The organism is Pseudomonas putida (genome assembly GCF_003228315.1).
GTDB classification, from domain to species: domain Bacteria; phylum Pseudomonadota; class Gammaproteobacteria; order Pseudomonadales; family Pseudomonadaceae; genus Aquipseudomonas; species Aquipseudomonas putida_S.
On sequence record NZ_CP029693.1, the window covers coordinates 1,551,936 to 1,569,284 of the forward strand.

Sequence of the window (17,349 nt, forward strand, 5' to 3'; positions counted from 1 at the left end):
AAAAAGCGGGTTATTTGTCGGATTTGATCGCCGTCCACACCCGCGTGCGCACCCGCTCCAGCTTCTGCGGCAACGGCTGTACCACGTATAGCGACGCCAGGGCCTGTGGCGTCGGCGTCAGGTTGGGGTTGCCGGTGATTTCCTTGTTGATCAGCGGCAACGAATCCTGGTTCACGTTCGGGTAACCAAGGAAGTCGCTGATCGGTGCAATGACTTTCGGGTCGAGCAAGGTGTTGAGGAACTCGTGAGCTTCCTCGACGTTCTTCGCGCTTTTGGGGATGGCGAAGGTGTCGAACCAGATCGGCGCGCCCTCCTTCGGCAAGCGCCAGTCGACCACCACGCCGTTGCCCGCTTCCTTGGCGCGATTGCCGAACTGGTAGAAGCTGCCGGAGTAGCCGATGGCCACGCAAATGTCGCCGTTGGCGATGTCGGTCATGTACTTGGCGGAGTTGAAGTAGGTGACGTACGGACGCACCTTGAGCATCAGCGCCTTGGCCTTCTCGTAGTCAGCCGGGTTCTGGCTGTTGGGGTCAAGGCCCAGGTAATGCAGGGCCAGCGGCAGGATTTCCGACGGCGAATCGAGCATGGCCACGCCGCAGGATTTGAGCTTCTCCATGTTTTTCGGGTTGAACACCAGGTCCCAGCTGTCCACCGGCGCATTCTCGCCCAGCGCCGCCTTGACCTTGGCCGGGTTGAAGCCGATCAGCACGGTGCCGTACATGTAGGGCACGCCGTACTGGTTGCCGGGGTCATTGGCGTCGAGCAGCTTGAGCAATGCCGGGTTCTGGTGGTTCCAGTTGGGCAACTTGGACTTGTCGAGTTTCTGGAACACGCCAGCCTTGATCTGGGTTTCGATGAACTGGTTCGAGGGCACCACCAGGTCGTAGCCGGAGTTGCCGGTCAGCAGCTTGGCTTCCAGGGACTCATTGGTGTCGAAGGTGTCCCAGGTGACTTTGATCCCGGTATGGTCGGCGAAGTCCTTGGGTACCGCCGGCAGTATGTAGTCGGCCCAGTTGTAGACCCTCAACTCGCGCTGTTCGGCGTGTACGGCGCTGGCCAGCAGCGACAGCCCGCAAACCGTGGCGCCCAGGATGCGTTTCATGGTGTCCATGGATCAGTTCCCCAATGTCAGCTCGTTGGTATTGTTTTCTGTTTTGTCGACGGCAGTGGCCTGAAAATCGGCCAAGGGTAAAGAAGATCAAGGTTTCTGGTTGTGGCGTCGATTCTTGCTGACTGCCTGGAGGGTTCACAGCGCGAGGCAGGCCAAAAGGGGATCAATGTGGCCAATATCCGTGTCCGGATGGATCAGGGCGTTGCCTTTGGGGGGAAGTTGATGGACATAAAAAAACGCCAGTCCCTTTCGGAACTGGCGTTTCTGATACCACGAATATGGCAGGGGCGGCTGGATTCGAACCAACGCATGGCAGGATCAAAACCTGCTGCCTTACCGCTTGGCGACGCCCCTGCAAATGTTGCGACGAATGCCTGGCATTCGACTCCTGATTCACAACCTGTTTAAGGGTGTGTTTCGGAATGCGCGGAAATTTACCAACATTTGTTTCGTCTGTGAAGCCCCTCCCCCACAATTTTTCTTTTAAAACAGCGACTTGTTAGTAGAGCCGATTCCGACTGGTAAAAAAATTTAACGCCATGGTTGAAATCCCGCCTCGGTCGAGTAAGGCTGTGCAACCAGAAACGTTATGAAAAACCTTTAAAGAGAAGTGAAGTTCCTGTGCCCGAGATCCACCGCCAGGCAAACACTCATCGTATTCCCTCTACTGCCGGTACTGACCGCATGATCCAAGTCACTGAAGTTTCCATTGCCCAACTGCGTGCTGCCCTTGAAGCTGGCCAGACCACCTCGGTCGAGCTGGTGCGGGCCTACCTTGCCCGAATCGACGCCTACGACGGCCCCGAGACGCCCACCGCGCTCAATGCCGTGGTGGTGCGCAACCCCGAGGCGCTCAAGGAAGCGCAAGCCAGCGACGAACGCCGCGCCAGGGGCCAGACCCTCGGACCGCTCGATGGCATTCCCTACACCGCCAAGGACAGTTATCTGGTCAAGGGCCTGACCGCCGCGTCGGGCAGCCCCGCCTTCAAGGACCTCGTCGCCTACCGCGATGCCTTCACCATCGAACGCCTGCGCGCTGCCGGGGCGATCTGCCTGGGCAAGACCAACATGCCGCCGATGGCCAATGGCGGCATGCAGCGCGGGGTCTACGGCCGCGCCGAAAGCCCGTACAACGCCAACTACCTCACCGCGCCTTTCGCCTCCGGCTCGTCCAACGGTGCCGGCACTGCCACGGCCGCCAGCTACGCCGCTTTCGGCCTGGCCGAGGAAACCTGGTCCAGCGGTCGCGGCCCGGCGTCGAACAATGGCCTGTGCGCCTACACCCCTTCGCGCGGGGTGATTTCGGTTCGCGGCAACTGGCCGCTGACGCCGACCATGGACGTGGTCGTGCCCTTCGCCCGGACCATGGCCGACCTGCTCGAAGTGCTCGATGTGGTGGTGGCCGAAGACACCGACACCCGTGGCGACCTGTGGCGCCTGCAACCCTGGGTGCCGATTCCGAGTGTCGCTTCGGTGCGCCCCGCTTCCTACCTGGAATTGGCCGTGAAGGCTGATTCACTGGCCGGCAAGCGCTTCGGCATTCCGAAGATGTACATCAACGCCGACCCTGAAGCAGGCACCAGCGAAGCACCGGGCATCGGTGGCCCGACCGGACAACGCATCAACACCCGCCCTTCCGTCATCGGTCTGTGGCAAGACGCGCGCAAGGCCCTGGAAGCCGCCGGCGCCGAAGTGCTGGAAGTCGATTTCCCGCTGGTGTCCAACTGCGAAGGTGATCGCCCGGGCGCACCGACCGTGTTCAATCGCGGCATCGTCTCCAAGGAATTCCTGCACCACGAGCTGTGGGACCTGACGGCCTGGGCCTTCGATGATTTCCTGCAGGCCAACGGCGATCCGAAGCTGAACCGTCTGGTGGACGTCGATGGCCCGCAGATTTTCCCGCACGACCCGGGCACGCTGCCGAACCGCGAGGGCGACCTGGCGGCGGGCATGGACGAGTACGTGAAGATGGCCGAGCGCGGCATCACCCCGTGGGATCAGATCAGCACGGTGCCTGACGGCCTGCGTGGTCTGGAACAGACCCGCAAGATCGACCTTGAAGACTGGATGGACCGCCTGGGTCTGGACGCAGTGCTGTTTCCGACCGTCGCCGATGTGGGACCTGCGGATGCGGACGTCAACCCGGCGTCGGCCGACATCGCCTGGAGCAACGGGATCTGGGTGGCCAACGGCAACCTCGCCATTCGCCACCTGGGCGTGCCGACGGTCACCGTACCGATGGGAATTATGCCGGACATCGGCATGCCGGTCGGCCTGACCTTCGCCGGTCGCGCCTATGACGATTCGGCGCTGTTGCGTTTTGCGGCGGCGTTCGAGTCCACCGGCAGCAAGCGGCAGATTCCGCCGCGTACGCCGCCGCTGTCCGGCCAATAACTGATGCTGTAGGAGCTGTGTAGGAGCTGTCGAGTGCAACGAGGCTGCGATCTTTTAAAAGCAAGATCAAAAGATCGCAGCCTTCGGCAGCTCCTACATTGGGCTGTGCAACTTCCCTCAGGTCAAAACGGCACCGTCAATTTCATCCAGTACGCATTCCCCTGCGCCCGGTTGCGCACTTCGGTTTCCTGCTCCCATTTCCCCGTGACAAACCAGCCCGACTTGCTGGTGTATTTGATCGATGGCCCGATGGCCAGCGACCGTCCCTTGTTGTCCTTGATCGTCTCGCCGTCCTGACGGTCATCAGTGGTCTGGCGGTAGTAGTAACCGCCGACGCCCAGCACCCAGCCATTACCCAACCCCCAGCCAATGGCATAGTCGACGTGGAATTCCTGGCCCGAGCGGTAGTCGGTCGCCGGGTTTTCGCGGTTGAAGTCGTACATGAACTTGGCGTCGAGGTTGAGCCCGTCGGGGTCGACATAGGTCATGGCGTAGACCGGCTCGATCACCCAGTAATTTCGCCCGATATTGGCCAGGTCGCCACGGTCATAACGGCCGGTCGGGGCGATCATGTCCAGGGACAGGATGCTGTGGAACTTGTCGCTGTGGTGAAAGCCCAGCGCCGAGCCGAAGATGATGTCGCCCATGCCTTGCTTGCTTTGCGACTGGCCGTTCAATTCAACCTTCAAATCCACCAGCGGCACGATCGCATGCAGTGCGACGCTGGCGCCGAACAGGGTGTAGTCACTGACCCATATGAACCGTGGGGTGATGGCGTTGGCGCGAACGCGAAAGTCCACCGGGAGTTTCTTGCCATCGTTGCCGCGCAGGTTGTCGGCCTCGTAGTGGTTGACGAACAGTTGCCCGTAGAACCCCGGCGGCGGCATCGCCCCGGACATGTAGTTTTCCGCGCCCAAGGGGTAGGAGGTTCCGCCGCCTTCGGTGGCGTGGGCCACCAGTGGCAAGGCGGTCAAAGCAGCGGTCACGATCAGTGATTTTGTTGTGCGAGTCATGCAGTTCAACCTTTCTTGTTGTTATGGGTCGGGCACACCCTGCCCCCTCGCTGGCAGCCGAGATTGCAGGATTGAAATGGGTAACTGACTGTCACCCGGATACCTGTGGGAGCGGGCTTGCCCGCGATAGCGGTGGATCAGTCACAAACAATGTTGGATGTGATGGCCCTATCGCGGGCAAGCCCGCTCCCACAGGGTTTAGTGGTGAAGTCAGATGCGCTTGAACAACGCCGAGCGCTGGGTCGACTCGCTGCCATCGGCGGCGCTGTAGAAGCGTTCCATGAAGATGTCGCGCTCGAACAATCGCCCCTGCATCAGGCAGGTGATGGCCGAGTCGATCATCACCGGCGGCCCGCACAGGTAGGCCTTGCGACTGCTGAAGCGACCGTCGAAATGCTGTTTGGCCGCGTCATGCACATAGCCCTTGAAGCCGGTCCATTCGGCATCCTCCACTGCCTGGCTGAGCGCCGGCACGTAGGTGAAGTTGGCGTGATCACGGGCCAGTGCCTCGAACAGTTCGCGGTTGTACAGTTCGGCGCGGTTGCGTGCGCCCTGGAACAGCGCGATCTGCCGGGTATCGCCGGCCTCCAGCAGGTCGAGAATCATCGACTGCGGGCTCGACAGACCCGAGCCGCCGGCGATGAAAATCAGGTCACCGCTTTGCGAGCCACGGACGAAGAACTGCCCGTAAGGTCCGGACAGGTCCACGGTATCGCCCACCTTCAACTCATCATGAATCATCCCGGTGGCGAGCCCACCCTCGACCCGCCGCACATGCAGTTCGACTTCATCGGCACGGCTCGGCGGATTGGCCAGCGAGAAGGCACGCGTGCCCTCGATGCCGGGCAATTGCAGATTGATGTACTGCCCCGCCTGGAAGGCCATGGGCCGATCAAGCTTGAGGTGCACACCCTTGATGGTCGGCGACAGGTCCACCAGTGCGCTGACCACCGCGCGGTAATCCTCCACCGGATGCCCGAGGAAATCCGGATCGGCATCGATGTCGGCCTCGATCACCATGTCGCTCTGGGGGATCGCGCAGCAGGCCAACACCTTGCCTTCATCACGCTCCATGTCCATCAGCGCAAAGGAAGACGCCGCGCCCAGGTCCGCTTCCCCTTCCAGCACCTGGACCTTGCAGGTGGCGCAGGTGCCATGGCCGCAGGCAAACGGCAGCCAGACACCCTGGCGCAAAGCAGCCTGGAGAATGGTCTGCCCTTCTTCCACTTCGATCTGCTCGCCAGTGGGTTCGATGGTGACTTGGTAGCTCATGACCTTGTCCTCAGTTGAAGCTGCCGGCAATGCCGTTCAAGCCTGGGGTGTAGAGGTGCAGCAGGCTTTTGTGATCAATGCCGTTGGCGATCAGGCTTGCTGTGGTGTCCGGGGTGAACGGTCGTTCGTTGAGGCGCCACTGCGCCTGGCTGAAATCGACCTGTGCCGCGTCCGGGTGAGCGGAAATCGAAGGCTTGACCACCTGTTCGATGAAGTCGGCGAAGGGCATGGCCGGTGGCAGTGGGAAGGTGAACGGGGCGCAGAACATCAGGTGTTTTTCCCAGCACAGGTACACCAGTTGCAGGCCGTGGAAATTGTCCTGGCGGTCCAGGGGTTGGGCGCTGTAGGCGCCGATGGCAGTCACGGGCATGATCGTTTTCCTTATTTTTGTTCGGATGAAATGTAGGAGCGAGCCTGCTCGCGATAGCGGTGCAGCAGGCGCTGAATAAGGTGAATGTGATGGCCTCATCGCGAGCAGGCTCGCTCCTACAGGGATTTGCGGTGGTCAGCCGGCCTTGGCCGGGTGCCAGTCCTGCCAGCGTCGATGCTCGGTGGAGCCCAGGTACTCGAAGTTGTCCTGGCCGGGGTTGATGTTGTAGTAGTCGCGCACCACCGACTCGACGTCGCCGCCACCGCAGTTGCCCTGCAGGATCTGGTGCACCGGCAGCCAGGCCTGGATGTACTTGGTCGGCTCGTATTCGAAGATGTCGCAGCAGCCCTGGGAGCAGAAGTGATAGCGCTCGCCCTCGTGCACCGCGCTGCGATGGCTGAGGGTGGCCGGGTCATCCGGCTCGCTGAAGGACAGCGGGATCTGGCAGATCTGGCAGAGCATCGGCAGGGTCGGATTGTAGAAACGCTCGCCCTTCTCCTGCAGTGCGCGCCAGTGCTCGTAGCGTGGGCGATAGATCTTGTCGAAGGTGTCCGGGTACTTGGACGACAGCCAATCCAGCTCCTCGTCGGTCGGCATCCAGGTGTGGAAGTTGGTGGCCTGGCTGTATTGGTAGAAGATCGACCAGGCCTGATGGCTGATGTGATCCTTGCCGATGTTCGCCTCTTCGACGTGCTTGGGTGGACGGATGCCGTAGCGCTCCAGGTCCTTGAACAGCGCCCCGCCCGCCTCTTCGAAATACACGCCCCAGGCTTCCGACCAGGACATGACTTTGTTGGGCAGCATGTAGTCCATCATCATTCCCACCAGCGTCAGCAGGCGGTAGCCGCGCCAGAACCACTTGTCGATCCAGCGCTGGATGATCGGCACGTTGTCTTCGTGCTGCTCCAGCAGGAACTTGATCACTTCCAGACCCAGGGTCATGTGCCGGGCTTCGTCGGACTGCGCCGAGAAACCGAAGGTCACCGTGGCCATGTCGCCGTTGAACGCAGCACCGGACATGAACGGCACGAACAGCAGGTTGGTCAGCACGTACTCGAAGGAAAACGAGATCGCCGTGAGGAACTCGAAGGGTCCTGCGGTGCGCGCATCCTCGAAAAACGACTTGGGCACCGAAAGGAACCACACGCGGTCGTGCATGTGGGCGAAGTCATGCAGGCCGTTGAAGTGCTTGTTGTAGTGACTCATGGCGTGGATCTGAGTCTGCACGTGGCGCAGTTCGTCGATGGCCTGCATCTGGCAGGCGACCCGCGCACCGGCACCGCTGAACTGCCGTCCGACCCGGGCGAAGCCCTGATAGGCCTGGTATTCCAGCGGCGTCACGCCGGACAGGAACAGCTTCAGCGCGTTGACATAACGGGCGTCCGAGAGCGTGGTGTGGCCGTTGTTCTGCGAGAACGCATCGAAGATCGCGTAGAGCTTTTTCTCTTTCTCGGCCTGGTACTTCCAGTAGGTGTCCATGGTCAGGCGGAACGGGTCTTCCCACTTGTCCCAGTCGGTGATCTTGATCCCCTCGAAACGCTCGTGGGGGTAGATGGCCTCATGGGTCTGGTAGCTCGGCTCCCAGTCCAGGTCACGGGTCATGCAGCGATATTTTTCTTTGGCATTGAGGCGTTTTTTCACGGCCATGATGGCGCTCCCGAATTCTTGTTATGGATCGGTGGATACCGGCGATCAGCTGTTCCAGTACAGGGAAAAGCTGTCGTCCTCTTCCACCACGTTGCCGCCCAGGGTGATCACGTACATCAGCATTTCCTGGATGTCCCAGGGGCTGCCGGTGAGCTGCTCCACCGTGTCGCGACGAATGTCCAGGCGGCCCTTGGCCTCGATGCGGATCATCGACGGCTGGTGCTGGATCTCGGCATGGGGGTTGTCCTGCACGATGGCGTCGACGATCGAGCGGGCGTAGTCGGTGTCCTGCAGGTTCATGTAGACGAGGGAAGTCATGGGCGTGCTCCAAGTCCGATTTTCTTCAGGCGGGCGGCGAACTCGCTGCACACGGTATCCAGCGCGGAATCATCGAGCCCCAGCCCGGCCAGTGGACGCAGGGCCTCGACCGAGCGCTGGCTCCATTGGTCGATCCAGCCCTGCACCAGGTCCTTGTTGGCCTGGCTTTCGTTGACCACGGTCTTGAGCAGGCCATCGACCCAGCGCTGGCTCTCGGCGAACCACAGACGCATGAACTCGGTGAGCATGCCGACCTGGCCGGCGCCGTTGGCGGTCAGTTGCTCGTCGAGTTTGTGGAACAGCAGCGGGTACACCAGGCCGTCGCTGACCAGATTCTGCGCCACGGTCAGTTCGAACCAGTCGCGCACCACCAGGGTGTCCTCGACGTAGCGGCGCATGCCCTGCCATGCCGGATCGTTGAGCCACTGCTGCTTGGCCTGGGCCAGCAGCAACACGTCGCCGTCATCGAGCATCAGGCCGATGCGCGACAGGTACTGGGCGATGCCCAGACGGTCCATGGCCTGGTACATGTGCATCTGCGTGACGCTGGTGCCGAAGCCGTCGGCGGCGATGTTGCTGTTGTTCATGTTGGCGCCCATCTCGGCGTGGCGCAGGGGCAACAGCAACTGGCTGATCAACTGGATATTGGCCGCGGACAAGCCGGCGAGCATGTCGCGTTTTTCGCAGAAGGCGTAATCGTGCTCGGCGTTTTCCTGCATCTTGGCCCGGGCCTGAACGTAGGCGCCGTAGTAGTACTGGCGCGGGTCACTGACCGCGTACCAGTCGGCCATGACCACCGCCGTGCGGGTGGCATCGTTGAGCAATTTGTCCGGTTGCCATAGCGGCCGGTAGTGAAAATTGGTCGCCGATTCCAGGTCGAAACTGGCTTCCTGATAACGGCTGGCGACCTTGTCGCCAAACCGGCGACGGGTGTGGCTGAAGGTGTTGCGGATCGTCTCGACGGTGGCCGTCTTGATCTCGACACTCATGGAGTGGACTCCTGTGGTTATTGTTCTGTTGGGGGTACTGGCGGGAGAGCCGGCTCAATCGGCATCGCGGCCTTCGCCGTAGCGCCACTTGCGCGCATCGGCATCGAGGGCCTCGCACATCTGCGTGTCCATGTGCTGCACCTGGTTGACTTCGCAGAACTGGGCGAACGCCTTGCGCGGCAGCACCAGTTCGACGAACAGGTCGGGAAAACCGATGGCGAAATCGAATTCGACGAAGGTGTCATCAGGTGCGCTGCGTACGCGGACGTAGCGCGGCATCTGGTCGAAGTGGCTGGCAGGTTGGCTCATGCTCGGGTACTCCCTTGTTCTGTACGGGGTACTCAGCAACAAGGGTGCCAGCGCTGGAAAATCGACTTGAACTGATTTTTTATTTGTTTGATAACAACGAGTTATGAGTTCATCTTTCGAAAATCGAAGGATCGATTCCCGGTAAGGAGTCCGCTCCAGAGACCGGCAAATTGATCATTTGCTCAATCGTCCGCGGCGCCTTCGATCAAATGAACCAATCACGCGGCGATTGACTTTTTGCGCGCTTTCAGGCCGCTTAGAAAAAGAAAAAACGACCTTGCCTGCCTGCAAACACCGGTCGCTATCGATGCGTAAAAAAGCCGCCACGGCCTGAGCGGAACGCATCACCACCCCAATAACTACAACCCCAGGGGCGCAGTGAATGATCACCACGTACAAGGCTTCGCAACAGCCGCCATCGCTCAAGGACCTGAGCGACCAGGTGCGCTTTCTCGGCCGCGAGGGAAAGATCTGGCTGGACGAGCAACGCATGCTGCTGATCCAGGTGTCGATGATGGCGTCGTTCCGGCGCGAGCTGATCGAGATGCTTGGCGTGGAGCGCGCCAAGGGCTTTTTCCTGCGCCTGGGCTATCAGTCCGGGCTCAAGGATGCGGAGCTGGCGCGCAAGCTGCGGCCCCATGGCAGCGACGTCGAGATGTTCTTTACCGGGCCTCAGTTGCACTCGCTCAAGGGCATGGTCAATGTCCGCCCGCAGGCCATCGACATCGATCTTGAGAACGGCCAGTTCTACGCCGACATCGAATGGCAGGACTCCTTCGAGGTGGAAAACTGCCAGACCGAAAACCTGCATTCCGAGCAACCGGTGTGCTGGATGCTGCTGGGCTATGCCATCAGCTACAGCTCGTTTTTTCTCGGCCGGCAGATCATCTACAAGGAGGTCAGTTGCCGGGGTTGTGGCGATGCCCAGTGCCGGATCATCGGCAAGCCGGCGGAGCAATGGGAGGATGCCGACGAGATCATGCGCTACTTCCAGAGCGACCCGATCATCGATGAACTGCAAGCCTTGCAGGTGCAGGTGGCGAACATGCGCCAGCGCCTGCAGATCGAGGCAGGCAAGTTCTACGGCATCGGCCAGTCGCCGATCTACCGCCGCACCTGCGCGTTGATCGACAAGGTAGCGCTGGGCAAGGCCTCGGTGTTGCTCTTGGGCGAGACCGGCGTGGGCAAGGAGGTCATCGCCCGCAGTCTGCACCTGCGCAGCGAGCGCGCCGGCGGGCCGTTCATTGCGCTCAACTGCGCGGCGATCCCGTCGGATCTGATCGAAGCCGAGCTGTTCGGCGTGGAAAAAGGCGCCTACACCGGGGCCCAGCAGTCGCGCATGGGCCGCTTCGAACGCGCCAACGGCGGCACGCTATTCCTCGATGAAATCGTCGAATTGACCCCACGGGCGCAAGCCACTCTGCTGCGGGTGTTGCAGGAACAGGAACTGGAACGTGTCGGTGATTCGCAGACGCGCAAGGTCGATGTGCGGGTCATCACCGCCACCCACGAAGACCTGGAAAACGCGGTCAAGCAAGGAAGGTTCCGCGCCGACCTGTTCTACCGCCTGAACGTGTTTCCGGTGCGGATTCCGGCCCTGCGCGACCGCCGCGAAGACATCCCGCTGCTGATCGAACACTTCCTGGAAAAGCTCCACGCCAGCTACAAGAAAAAGACCCTCGGCCTGTCCGACCGCGCCATGGAGGTGTGCCTGCACTACGACTGGCCGGGCAACATCCGCGAGCTGGAAAACCTGATGGAACGCGGGGTGATCATCACTGACGACAACCAGAGCATCGCCGTCGATGCGCTCTTCCCGCACTCACCGCAACTGGCCGACAGCATTGGCGTGGCCAGTGACGGGCGGCTGGTCAAATCCACCCCGGCAGCCGGTCAGGGCTGGATCGACACCATCATCGACAGCGGCATTGCCCTGGACTCGGTGGAGGATGCGCTGATTCACGCGGCCATGGAACGCAGCCACCAGAACGTTTCGGAAGCGGCGCGCCTGCTGGGCATCACCCGACCCGCGCTGGCGTATCGCTTGAAGAAATCCCCCACGGGTTGATCATTTGCTCAACGCCGACCACTTTTCTGTAGGAGCGAGCCTGCTCGCGATGGACGTCAACGATAACGCGCGCAACCTGACACCCCGCGGCGCCATTGGGTTTATCGCGAGCATGCTCGCTCCTACAGGGAATGCATACGCCTGCAAGCGTTACATCAACGGAATCGCGTAGTTGATGATGAACCGGCTCTGATCCACATCGCGCCCTGCCTCGGTGTTCGACTGGCCATTGCGCAACGAGAAGCCGACGTTCTTGAAGGTGCCCGACTGGATCACGTAGTCCAGGGTCATATCACGCTCCCATTCCGATTGATCCGCGCTGTTCTGTGCCTGGATCCCGGTGCCCTTGAGGTAAGCAATCGACGCCCGCAGCCCCGGTACGCCCAGCGCCGCGAAGTCGTAGGTGTACTGGCCGAAACCGGTTTTTTCGCCGGCACGGGTGAAGCTCTGGATCATGCGGTCGGTGGGCAGATAGACGCTGCCGCCACCAGCGCCCTTGTCCGGCAGGCTGCCCTGGTTGGGCTGGACGAAGTTGCTGCCATCCCCCACCTGCTGATACCCCAGCGCCAGCGCATGGCCGCCGTTGGCGTAGGTGACCATCGCGGCCCAGGTGCTGTTGTCGATTTCGCCATCGTTGCCGTCGGTATAACCCGACACCCGATACCCCGCCGCCCTCCCCGCCGCTGAACTATTGGCCCCGCTGGAGGTGGTGCGGAAGTAACGCAGGTCGGTGGTGAGCGAACTGCCGCCGTCCAGCGGCAGCGTGTGCATCAGGCCGACAAAGTTCTGGTTATAGAAGTCTTCCAGTTGCGCGAAGTAATACTGGGCCTTGAGGTTGCGGGTGACCTCGTAGTCGCCACCGGCGAAATAGAACTTGTTGCTGTCACGGGTCGCGCCGGCCACCGACAGGCCGGTGCGATCGGTCGAGGCACGGCCCACCGCCTGCTCCAGCAAACCACCGGTCAGGGTCAGGCCGTCGATGTCTTTGGACGTGACCTGGGTGCCGGTGAAGGACTGCGGCAGCACGCGGGCATCGTTGGACAGCAGGATCGGAAGCTTGGGCAACAGCGTGCCGTAGCGCAGTTCGGTTTTCGCCAGGCGCATCTTTGCGGTCGGGCCGAAGCTGCTCCAGCTGTCCACCGCATCGTCGCCGTCCGAGGGGATCATGCCACTGCCAACGTGGCGGCCTTTTCCGCTATCGAGCGTTATGCCCAACAGCGCCTGGGCATCCAGGCCTAAACCGACGGTGCCCTGGGTGAAGCCGGACTCGTAACGCAGCACGAAACCCTGGGCGGTTTCCTCGGTTTTCGAAGGGTCCGCCGCGCCGTCGCGGTTGTCGCTGTTGAAGTACAGGGTGCGCATCGACAGCGTGGCTTTGCTGTCTTCCAGAAAGCCGTGGCTGTCGGCGGCCTGGACGCCTGCCGAACTGCTGGCAAGAAGGATGGCGGCGGGGATTGCTCGTTTGAACATACGGGGTTCCTGGGTGGTTTCTTATCGTTATTGGGGTGTTCTGTGGCTGGTTTCAGGCGCGCAGGATCCCGCGCCCGATGGGTGAACATGGGCTTGAAAAGTTAGAGTTGAGATTCGATCCCCCTGTAGGAGCGAGCCTGCTCGCGATGCACGACAGAACAACGCGGGGTGTCAGGCCGCCAGCGTTATCGTTGTCCTCCATCGCGAGCAGGCTCGCTCCTACAGGAGATGACGTGAAAGTCTTAAAACATTTCGAGAGGCGATTTTCAAACGCGGTGAAAGTAGTTTTCGTGGAGGGATAAGGCTTGTCGTGCAGAGGCATGGATCGCGGTCGTATTTGAAAATCCACCCCGCAGGTTTTCATCGATGGTCAATACTGCTTGCACACCCGTACCGAGGTGACCACCCATGTCCCTGACCCTGTACTACCACCCGCTCTCGTCGTTCTGCCACAAGGCGCTGATTGCGCTTTACGAGCACCGGATCGACTGTGAAAAGCTCCTCATCGACCTTTCCAGCGAAACCGATCGCGCGGAGCTCGAAGCGCTTTGGCCGCTCATCAAGTTCCCGGTGATCCGCGATCACGCCCGGCAACGCACCGTGGCCGAGTCGAGTGTCATCATCGAATACCTGGACCATTTCCATGCCGGTCAGCACCGGCTGATCCCCGAAGATTGGGACACGGCGCTGCAGGTACGGCTGTGGGATCGCTTTTTCGACCTCCACGTGCAGCAGCCCATGCAGCAGATCGTTGCCGATCGCATACATGCCAGCGCCGGCGACCTGAGCAAACAAAGGGCCGCCCTGCTCACTGCCTACGGCATGCTCGAAAGCCAGCTGGACGGTGCCGGCTGGATCGCCAGCCCGGACTTCAGCATGGCCGACTGCTCCGCCGTGCCCGCCCTGTTCTATGCGCGCACCCTGGTGTCGATCCCCGACGATTGCCCAAGGGTGCATGCGTACTTCGAGCGCCTGATTCAACGTCCTTCGGTGCAACGGGTGCTCGACGAAGCCCGGCCGTGGTTTGCCTGGTATCCGTTTGCCGAGGCGCTTGAGGACCGCTTCCGCTGACTGTTACATAAATTTATCACCGCCTCCCGCCGCTTGGCCTGCCCCTTGCTTTGGCACCTGTCGCCGGGGAGCGTCAGCCGACCTCCCTATGGCGCAATCGTCTGCGGAGGTGTGCATGGCGGGGCAATCGACGTTGGCAGTCTTGTTGGCTGCACTGGTAGCCATCATGGTCGTCACTGCTGTAGTTCTGACCGCCGCCGCGGCGGCGCTGGTGAGCGCGGCAACCCTTTCGGCCATTGGCCTTGCCGAACGGTTCATGCCGGACATCCAGCCCCTGGCGGGCCTGGCCCTGACGCCCTACCAGGCGACGCTCATGGCCGGCATGCAGGCCTGTGGCCTGACGACCATCACCGAGGTCATGCAACACATCAACCTGTTCATGATCACCGTCACCCTGTAGGAGCGAGCACGCTCGCGATGTACGTCAACGATAACGCTCGCAGCCTGACACCCCGCGTTGTTCTGTCGTGCATCGCGAGCATGCTCGCTCCTACAGGTACAGGGACGGCCTGATGGCCCCTCGCCTCTACCCAGAAACCACCCCATCGCAGGTAATTTCCCCAATGTCGGGGCTACTTTCAGCAAGTCGGTTGCGAGGGTGGCGATCCAGGCCTATGGTCCAGACGAGGCAATGCCGCGAACGTTGCGAAGACTCGCAGGCGATCGATGGCAAACCACCAAGGATCCCTGCAGTGAGGTGACGATATGCCGAACGACTCCCGCCCTGCCGTGCTCGAACTGATTGGCAACACGCCGCTGGTGCGTGTCAGCCGTTTCGATACGGGCCCCTGTACCCTGTTTCTCAAGCTCGAATCGCAAAACCCCGGCGGTTCGATCAAGGACCGCATCGGTCTGGCGATGATCGATGCCGCCGAACGCGATGGCCGTCTCAAGCCCGGCGGCACCATCGTCGAAGCGACCGCCGGCAACACCGGCCTGGGCCTGGCCCTGGTGGGCCGGGCCAAGGGCTACCGCGTGGTGCTGGTGGTGCCGGACAAGATGTCCACGGAGAAAGTCCTGCACCTCAAGGCCATGGGCGCCGAGGTGCACATCACCCGCTCCGATGTCGGCAAGGGTCACGCCGATTACTACCAGGACGTGGCCGCGCGGCTGGCCAGGGAAATTCCCGATGCGTTTTTCGCCGATCAGTTCAACAACCCGCACAACCCGCTGGCCCACGAGTGCAGCACCGCGCCGGAGATCTGGGCGCAGACCCAGCATGATGTCGACGCGATTGTCGTCGGTGTCGGTTCCGCCGGCACCCTCACCGGCCTGACCCGTTTCTTCAAGCGGGTGCAACCGGACCTGGAAATGGTCCTGGCCGACCCGGTGGGTTCAGTGATGGCCGAGTACAGTCGCAGTGGCACCCTCGGCGCCCCCGGGTCCTGGGCGGTGGAAGGCATTGGCGAGGACTTCATTCCGTCGATCACCGACCTGTCGAGTGTGCGTCACGCCTACTCGATCAGCGACGAAGAAAGCTTCGACCACGCCCGCCAGTTGCTGCGCAAGGAAGGCATTCTCGGCGGTTCGTCGACCGGTACCCTGCTGGCGGCGGCGCTGCGTTATTGTCGCGAACAGACCGAGCCGAAACGGGTGGTCAGTTTCGTCTGCGATACCGGCACCCGTTACCTGTCGAAGGTCTACAACGATCAATGGATGTCCGATCAGGGCCTGCTGCAAAGCAAGCGCTATGACGACCTGCGCGACCTCATCGCCCGGCGCTTCGAGGATGGCCGGGTGATCAGCGTCGGCCCCGACGACACCCTACTCACCGCGTTCCAGCGCATGCGCCTGGCGGATGTCTCGCAACTGCCGGTGCTGGAGGACGGCAAGCGCCTGGTCGGGGTGATCGACGAATCCGACATCCTGCTGAACGTGCAGAGTGGCGATGCGCACTTTCGCATGACCGTCACCTGCGCCATGACCGACAAGCTGCAAACCCTGGCGCCCGATGCCAGCCGGGCGCAGCTCGAAGCGGTGCTCGACCGCGGGCTGGTGGCGATCATCGCCGACGCTTCAGGTTTCCACGGCCTGATTACCCGGGTCGACATGCTCAATCATCTACGGAGAACCCTTGCATGAGTCAGCACGATAAAGACGCCGCGCCCCGGGGCATCGCGACCCGGGTGATCCACGCCGGCCAGACCCCGGACCCGACCACCGGGGCACTGATGCCGCCGATCTATGCCAACTCCACGTATTTGCAAGACAGCCCCGGCGTACACAAGGGCTTTGACTACGGCCGCTCGCACAACCCGACGCGCTTTGCCCTGGAACGCTGCGTGGCGGATCTGGAAGGCGGCACCCGGGGCTTCGCCTTCGCCTCGGGGCTGGCCACGATCTCCACGGTGCTGGAACTGCTCGAAGCCGGCTCCCACGTGGTCTCCGGCAATGATCTATACGGCGGCACCTTCCGCCTGTTCGACAAGGTCCGCCAGCGCAGCGCCGGGCACCGCTTCAGCTTCGTCGACCTGACCGACCTGTCGGCGTTCGAAGCGGCGTTGCAGGACGACACCCGCATGGTGATGATCGAGACGCCGAGCAACCCGCTGCTGCGCCTGTCGGATTTGGCCGCCATCGCTCGCATCTGCCGCGCCCGAGGGATTATCTGCGTGGCTGACAACACCTTCGCCAGCCCGTGGATCCAGCGTCCGCTGGAACTGGGTTTCGACATCGTGCTGCACTCGACCACCAAGTACCTGAACGGCCACTCCGACGTGATCGGCGGTATCGCTGTGGTCGGCCAGAACGCCGAACTGGCCGAACGCCTGGGCTTCCTGCAAAACGCCGTGGGCGCCATCGCCGGCCCGTTTGACGCCTTCCTCACCTTGCGCGGAGTGAAGACCCTGGCCCTGCGCATGGAACGCCACTGCAGCAATGCCCTGGACCTGGCGCAATGGCTGGAGCGCCAGCCACAGGTGAAGCGCGTCTACTACCCCGGCCTGACGTCGCACCCGCAGCATGAGCTGGCGCGCAAACAGATGCATGGCTTCGGCGGGATGATTTCCCTGGACCTGAACACCGACCTCGCAGGCTCCCGGCGCTTTTTGGAAAGCGTGGAGATTTTCGCCCTGGCCGAAAGCCTGGGCGGCGTGGAAAGCCTGATCGAACACCCGGCGATCATGACCCACGCCACCATTCCGGCAGAGACTCGTGCGCAACTGGGGATTGGCGATTCGCTGATTCGGTTGTCGGTGGGGGTTGAGGATGTGGAGGACCTGCGGGCGGATCTGGCGCAGGCGCTGGCACAGATTGGCCAATGACCTGTGGGAGCGAGCTTGCTCGCGATGGACGTCAACGATGACGCGGGCTATCTG

Annotated in this window: 15 protein-coding genes and 1 tRNA gene; 6 read left to right on the forward strand and 10 right to left on the reverse strand. The window is 61.8% G+C overall.

Annotation, left to right across the window (positions count from 1 at the left end; translation table 11 throughout):
• Nucleotides 1-10 precede the first annotated feature (10 nt).
• Nucleotides 11-1,111 (reverse strand): polyamine ABC transporter substrate-binding protein, encoded by a 1,101-nt coding sequence (locus DKY63_RS06925; RefSeq protein WP_110963420.1) that lies wholly within the window; start codon nt 1,109-1,111, stop codon nt 11-13.
• 279 nt (nt 1,112-1,390) lie between these two features.
• A tRNA-Gln gene (locus tag DKY63_RS06930) sits at nt 1,391-1,465 on the reverse strand.
• A gap of 330 nt (nt 1,466-1,795) precedes the next feature.
• Between DKY63_RS06930 and DKY63_RS06935 the strand changes: the two genes are divergently transcribed.
• On the forward strand, nt 1,796-3,505 hold the full coding sequence (locus DKY63_RS06935; protein ID WP_110963421.1) for an amidase: 1,710 nt from the start codon (nt 1,796-1,798) through the stop codon (nt 3,503-3,505).
• A gap of 122 nt (nt 3,506-3,627) precedes the next feature.
• Here the strand turns inward: DKY63_RS06935 and DKY63_RS06940 are convergent, their stop codons facing one another.
• The 7 genes from DKY63_RS06940 to DKY63_RS06975 form a co-directional block, all read right to left on the reverse strand.
• On the reverse strand, nt 3,628-4,518 hold the full coding sequence (locus DKY63_RS06940) for a SphA family protein (protein ID WP_110963422.1): 891 nt from the start codon (nt 4,516-4,518) through the stop codon (nt 3,628-3,630).
• Between the two features lie 210 nt (nt 4,519-4,728).
• On the reverse strand, nt 4,729-5,790 hold the full coding sequence (locus tag DKY63_RS06950) for an NADH:ubiquinone reductase (Na(+)-transporting) subunit F (RefSeq protein ID WP_110963423.1): 1,062 nt from the start codon (nt 5,788-5,790) through the stop codon (nt 4,729-4,731).
• Nucleotides 5,791-5,800: 10 nt separating this feature from the next.
• The gene (locus tag DKY63_RS06955; RefSeq protein ID WP_110963424.1) at nt 5,801-6,160 is read right to left on the reverse strand and encodes a phenol hydroxylase subunit P4; all 360 of its coding nucleotides are present in this window, start codon (nt 6,158-6,160) and stop codon (nt 5,801-5,803) included.
• A gap of 135 nt (nt 6,161-6,295) precedes the next feature.
• Nucleotides 6,296-7,807: an aromatic/alkene/methane monooxygenase hydroxylase/oxygenase subunit alpha gene (locus tag DKY63_RS06960; protein ID WP_110963425.1), complete on the reverse strand. Its 1,512-nt coding sequence runs from the start codon at nt 7,805-7,807 to the stop codon at nt 6,296-6,298.
• 45 nt (nt 7,808-7,852) lie between these two features.
• A complete protein-coding gene (locus DKY63_RS06965) occupies nt 7,853-8,125 on the reverse strand; it encodes an MmoB/DmpM family protein (RefSeq protein WP_110963426.1) in 273 nt (90 codons plus the stop codon).
• Nucleotides 8,122-9,114 (reverse strand): aromatic/alkene monooxygenase hydroxylase subunit beta, encoded by a 993-nt coding sequence (locus DKY63_RS06970; RefSeq protein ID WP_110963427.1) that lies wholly within the window; start codon nt 9,112-9,114, stop codon nt 8,122-8,124. The genes DKY63_RS06965 and DKY63_RS06970 overlap by 4 nt, the downstream gene beginning before the upstream one ends.
• Nucleotides 9,115-9,168: 54 nt before the next feature.
• A complete protein-coding gene (locus DKY63_RS06975) occupies nt 9,169-9,423 on the reverse strand; it encodes a phenol hydroxylase subunit (RefSeq protein WP_110963428.1) in 255 nt (84 codons plus the stop codon).
• A 382-nt stretch (nt 9,424-9,805) separates the two neighbouring features.
• Here DKY63_RS06975 and DKY63_RS06980 point away from each other — a divergent pair, with 382 nt between their 5' ends.
• Nucleotides 9,806-11,491 carry a sigma-54-dependent Fis family transcriptional regulator gene (locus tag DKY63_RS06980; RefSeq protein WP_110963429.1) on the forward strand — a complete coding sequence of 562 codons (1,686 nt, stop codon included), beginning with the start codon at nt 9,806-9,808 and terminating at the stop codon, nt 11,489-11,491.
• 150 nt (nt 11,492-11,641) lie between these two features.
• Here the strand turns inward: DKY63_RS06980 and DKY63_RS06985 are convergent, their stop codons facing one another.
• Nucleotides 11,642-12,961, reverse strand: coding sequence for an OprD family porin (locus DKY63_RS06985; protein WP_110963430.1), 1,320 nt, complete (start codon nt 12,959-12,961; stop codon nt 11,642-11,644).
• Between the two features lie 408 nt (nt 12,962-13,369).
• On the opposite strand from DKY63_RS06985, the gene DKY63_RS06990 reads away from it, so the two are divergent.
• The 4 genes from DKY63_RS06990 to DKY63_RS07005 all read left to right on the forward strand — a co-directional run bounded on the left by DKY63_RS06990 (nt 13,370) and on the right by DKY63_RS07005 (nt 17,295).
• Nucleotides 13,370-14,032, forward strand: coding sequence for a glutathione S-transferase family protein (locus DKY63_RS06990; RefSeq protein ID WP_110963431.1), 663 nt, complete (start codon nt 13,370-13,372; stop codon nt 14,030-14,032).
• A gap of 88 nt (nt 14,033-14,120) precedes the next feature.
• Nucleotides 14,121-14,432, forward strand: a complete 312-nt coding sequence (locus DKY63_RS06995; RefSeq protein ID WP_162634879.1) for a hypothetical protein — start codon at nt 14,121-14,123, stop codon at nt 14,430-14,432.
• A gap of 305 nt (nt 14,433-14,737) precedes the next feature.
• Nucleotides 14,738-16,114 carry a pyridoxal-phosphate dependent enzyme gene (locus DKY63_RS07000; protein WP_110963433.1) on the forward strand — a complete coding sequence of 459 codons (1,377 nt, stop codon included), beginning with the start codon at nt 14,738-14,740 and terminating at the stop codon, nt 16,112-16,114.
• Nucleotides 16,111-17,295, forward strand: coding sequence for a trans-sulfuration enzyme family protein (locus tag DKY63_RS07005; RefSeq protein ID WP_110963434.1), 1,185 nt, complete (start codon nt 16,111-16,113; stop codon nt 17,293-17,295). The genes DKY63_RS07000 and DKY63_RS07005 overlap by 4 nt, the downstream gene beginning before the upstream one ends.
• Nucleotides 17,296-17,349 lie beyond the last annotated feature (54 nt).

Excerpts from the sequence above, each read along its gene's own strand:
- DKY63_RS06950 (WP_110963423.1), bottom strand. The coding sequence starts at position 5,790 with ATGAGCTACCAAGTCACCATCGAACCCACTGGCGAGCAGATCGAAGTG.
- DKY63_RS06940 (WP_110963422.1), bottom strand. The coding sequence starts at position 4,518 with ATGACTCGCACAACAAAATCACTGATCGTGACCGCTGCTTTGACCGCC.
- DKY63_RS06975 (WP_110963428.1), bottom strand. The coding sequence starts at position 9,423 with ATGAGCCAACCTGCCAGCCACTTCGACCAGATGCCGCGCTACGTCCGC.
- DKY63_RS06990 (WP_110963431.1), top strand. The coding sequence starts at position 13,370 with ATGTCCCTGACCCTGTACTACCACCCGCTCTCGTCGTTCTGCCACAAG.
- DKY63_RS06955 (WP_110963424.1), bottom strand. The coding sequence starts at position 6,160 with ATGCCCGTGACTGCCATCGGCGCCTACAGCGCCCAACCCCTGGACCGC.
- DKY63_RS06960 (WP_110963425.1), bottom strand. The coding sequence starts at position 7,807 with ATGGCCGTGAAAAAACGCCTCAATGCCAAAGAAAAATATCGCTGCATG.
- DKY63_RS06970 (WP_110963427.1), bottom strand. The coding sequence starts at position 9,114 with ATGAGTGTCGAGATCAAGACGGCCACCGTCGAGACGATCCGCAACACC.
- DKY63_RS06980 (WP_110963429.1), top strand. The coding sequence starts at position 9,806 with ATGATCACCACGTACAAGGCTTCGCAACAGCCGCCATCGCTCAAGGAC.
- DKY63_RS06965 (WP_110963426.1), bottom strand. The coding sequence starts at position 8,125 with ATGACTTCCCTCGTCTACATGAACCTGCAGGACACCGACTACGCCCGC.
- DKY63_RS07000 (WP_110963433.1), top strand. The coding sequence starts at position 14,738 with ATGCCGAACGACTCCCGCCCTGCCGTGCTCGAACTGATTGGCAACACG.
- DKY63_RS06935 (WP_110963421.1), top strand. The coding sequence starts at position 1,796 with ATGATCCAAGTCACTGAAGTTTCCATTGCCCAACTGCGTGCTGCCCTT.
- DKY63_RS06995 (WP_162634879.1), top strand. The coding sequence starts at position 14,121 with ATGGCGCAATCGTCTGCGGAGGTGTGCATGGCGGGGCAATCGACGTTG.
- DKY63_RS06985 (WP_110963430.1), bottom strand. The coding sequence starts at position 12,961 with ATGTTCAAACGAGCAATCCCCGCCGCCATCCTTCTTGCCAGCAGTTCG.
- DKY63_RS07005 (WP_110963434.1), top strand. The coding sequence starts at position 16,111 with ATGAGTCAGCACGATAAAGACGCCGCGCCCCGGGGCATCGCGACCCGG.
- DKY63_RS06925 (WP_110963420.1), bottom strand. The coding sequence starts at position 1,111 with ATGGACACCATGAAACGCATCCTGGGCGCCACGGTTTGCGGGCTGTCG.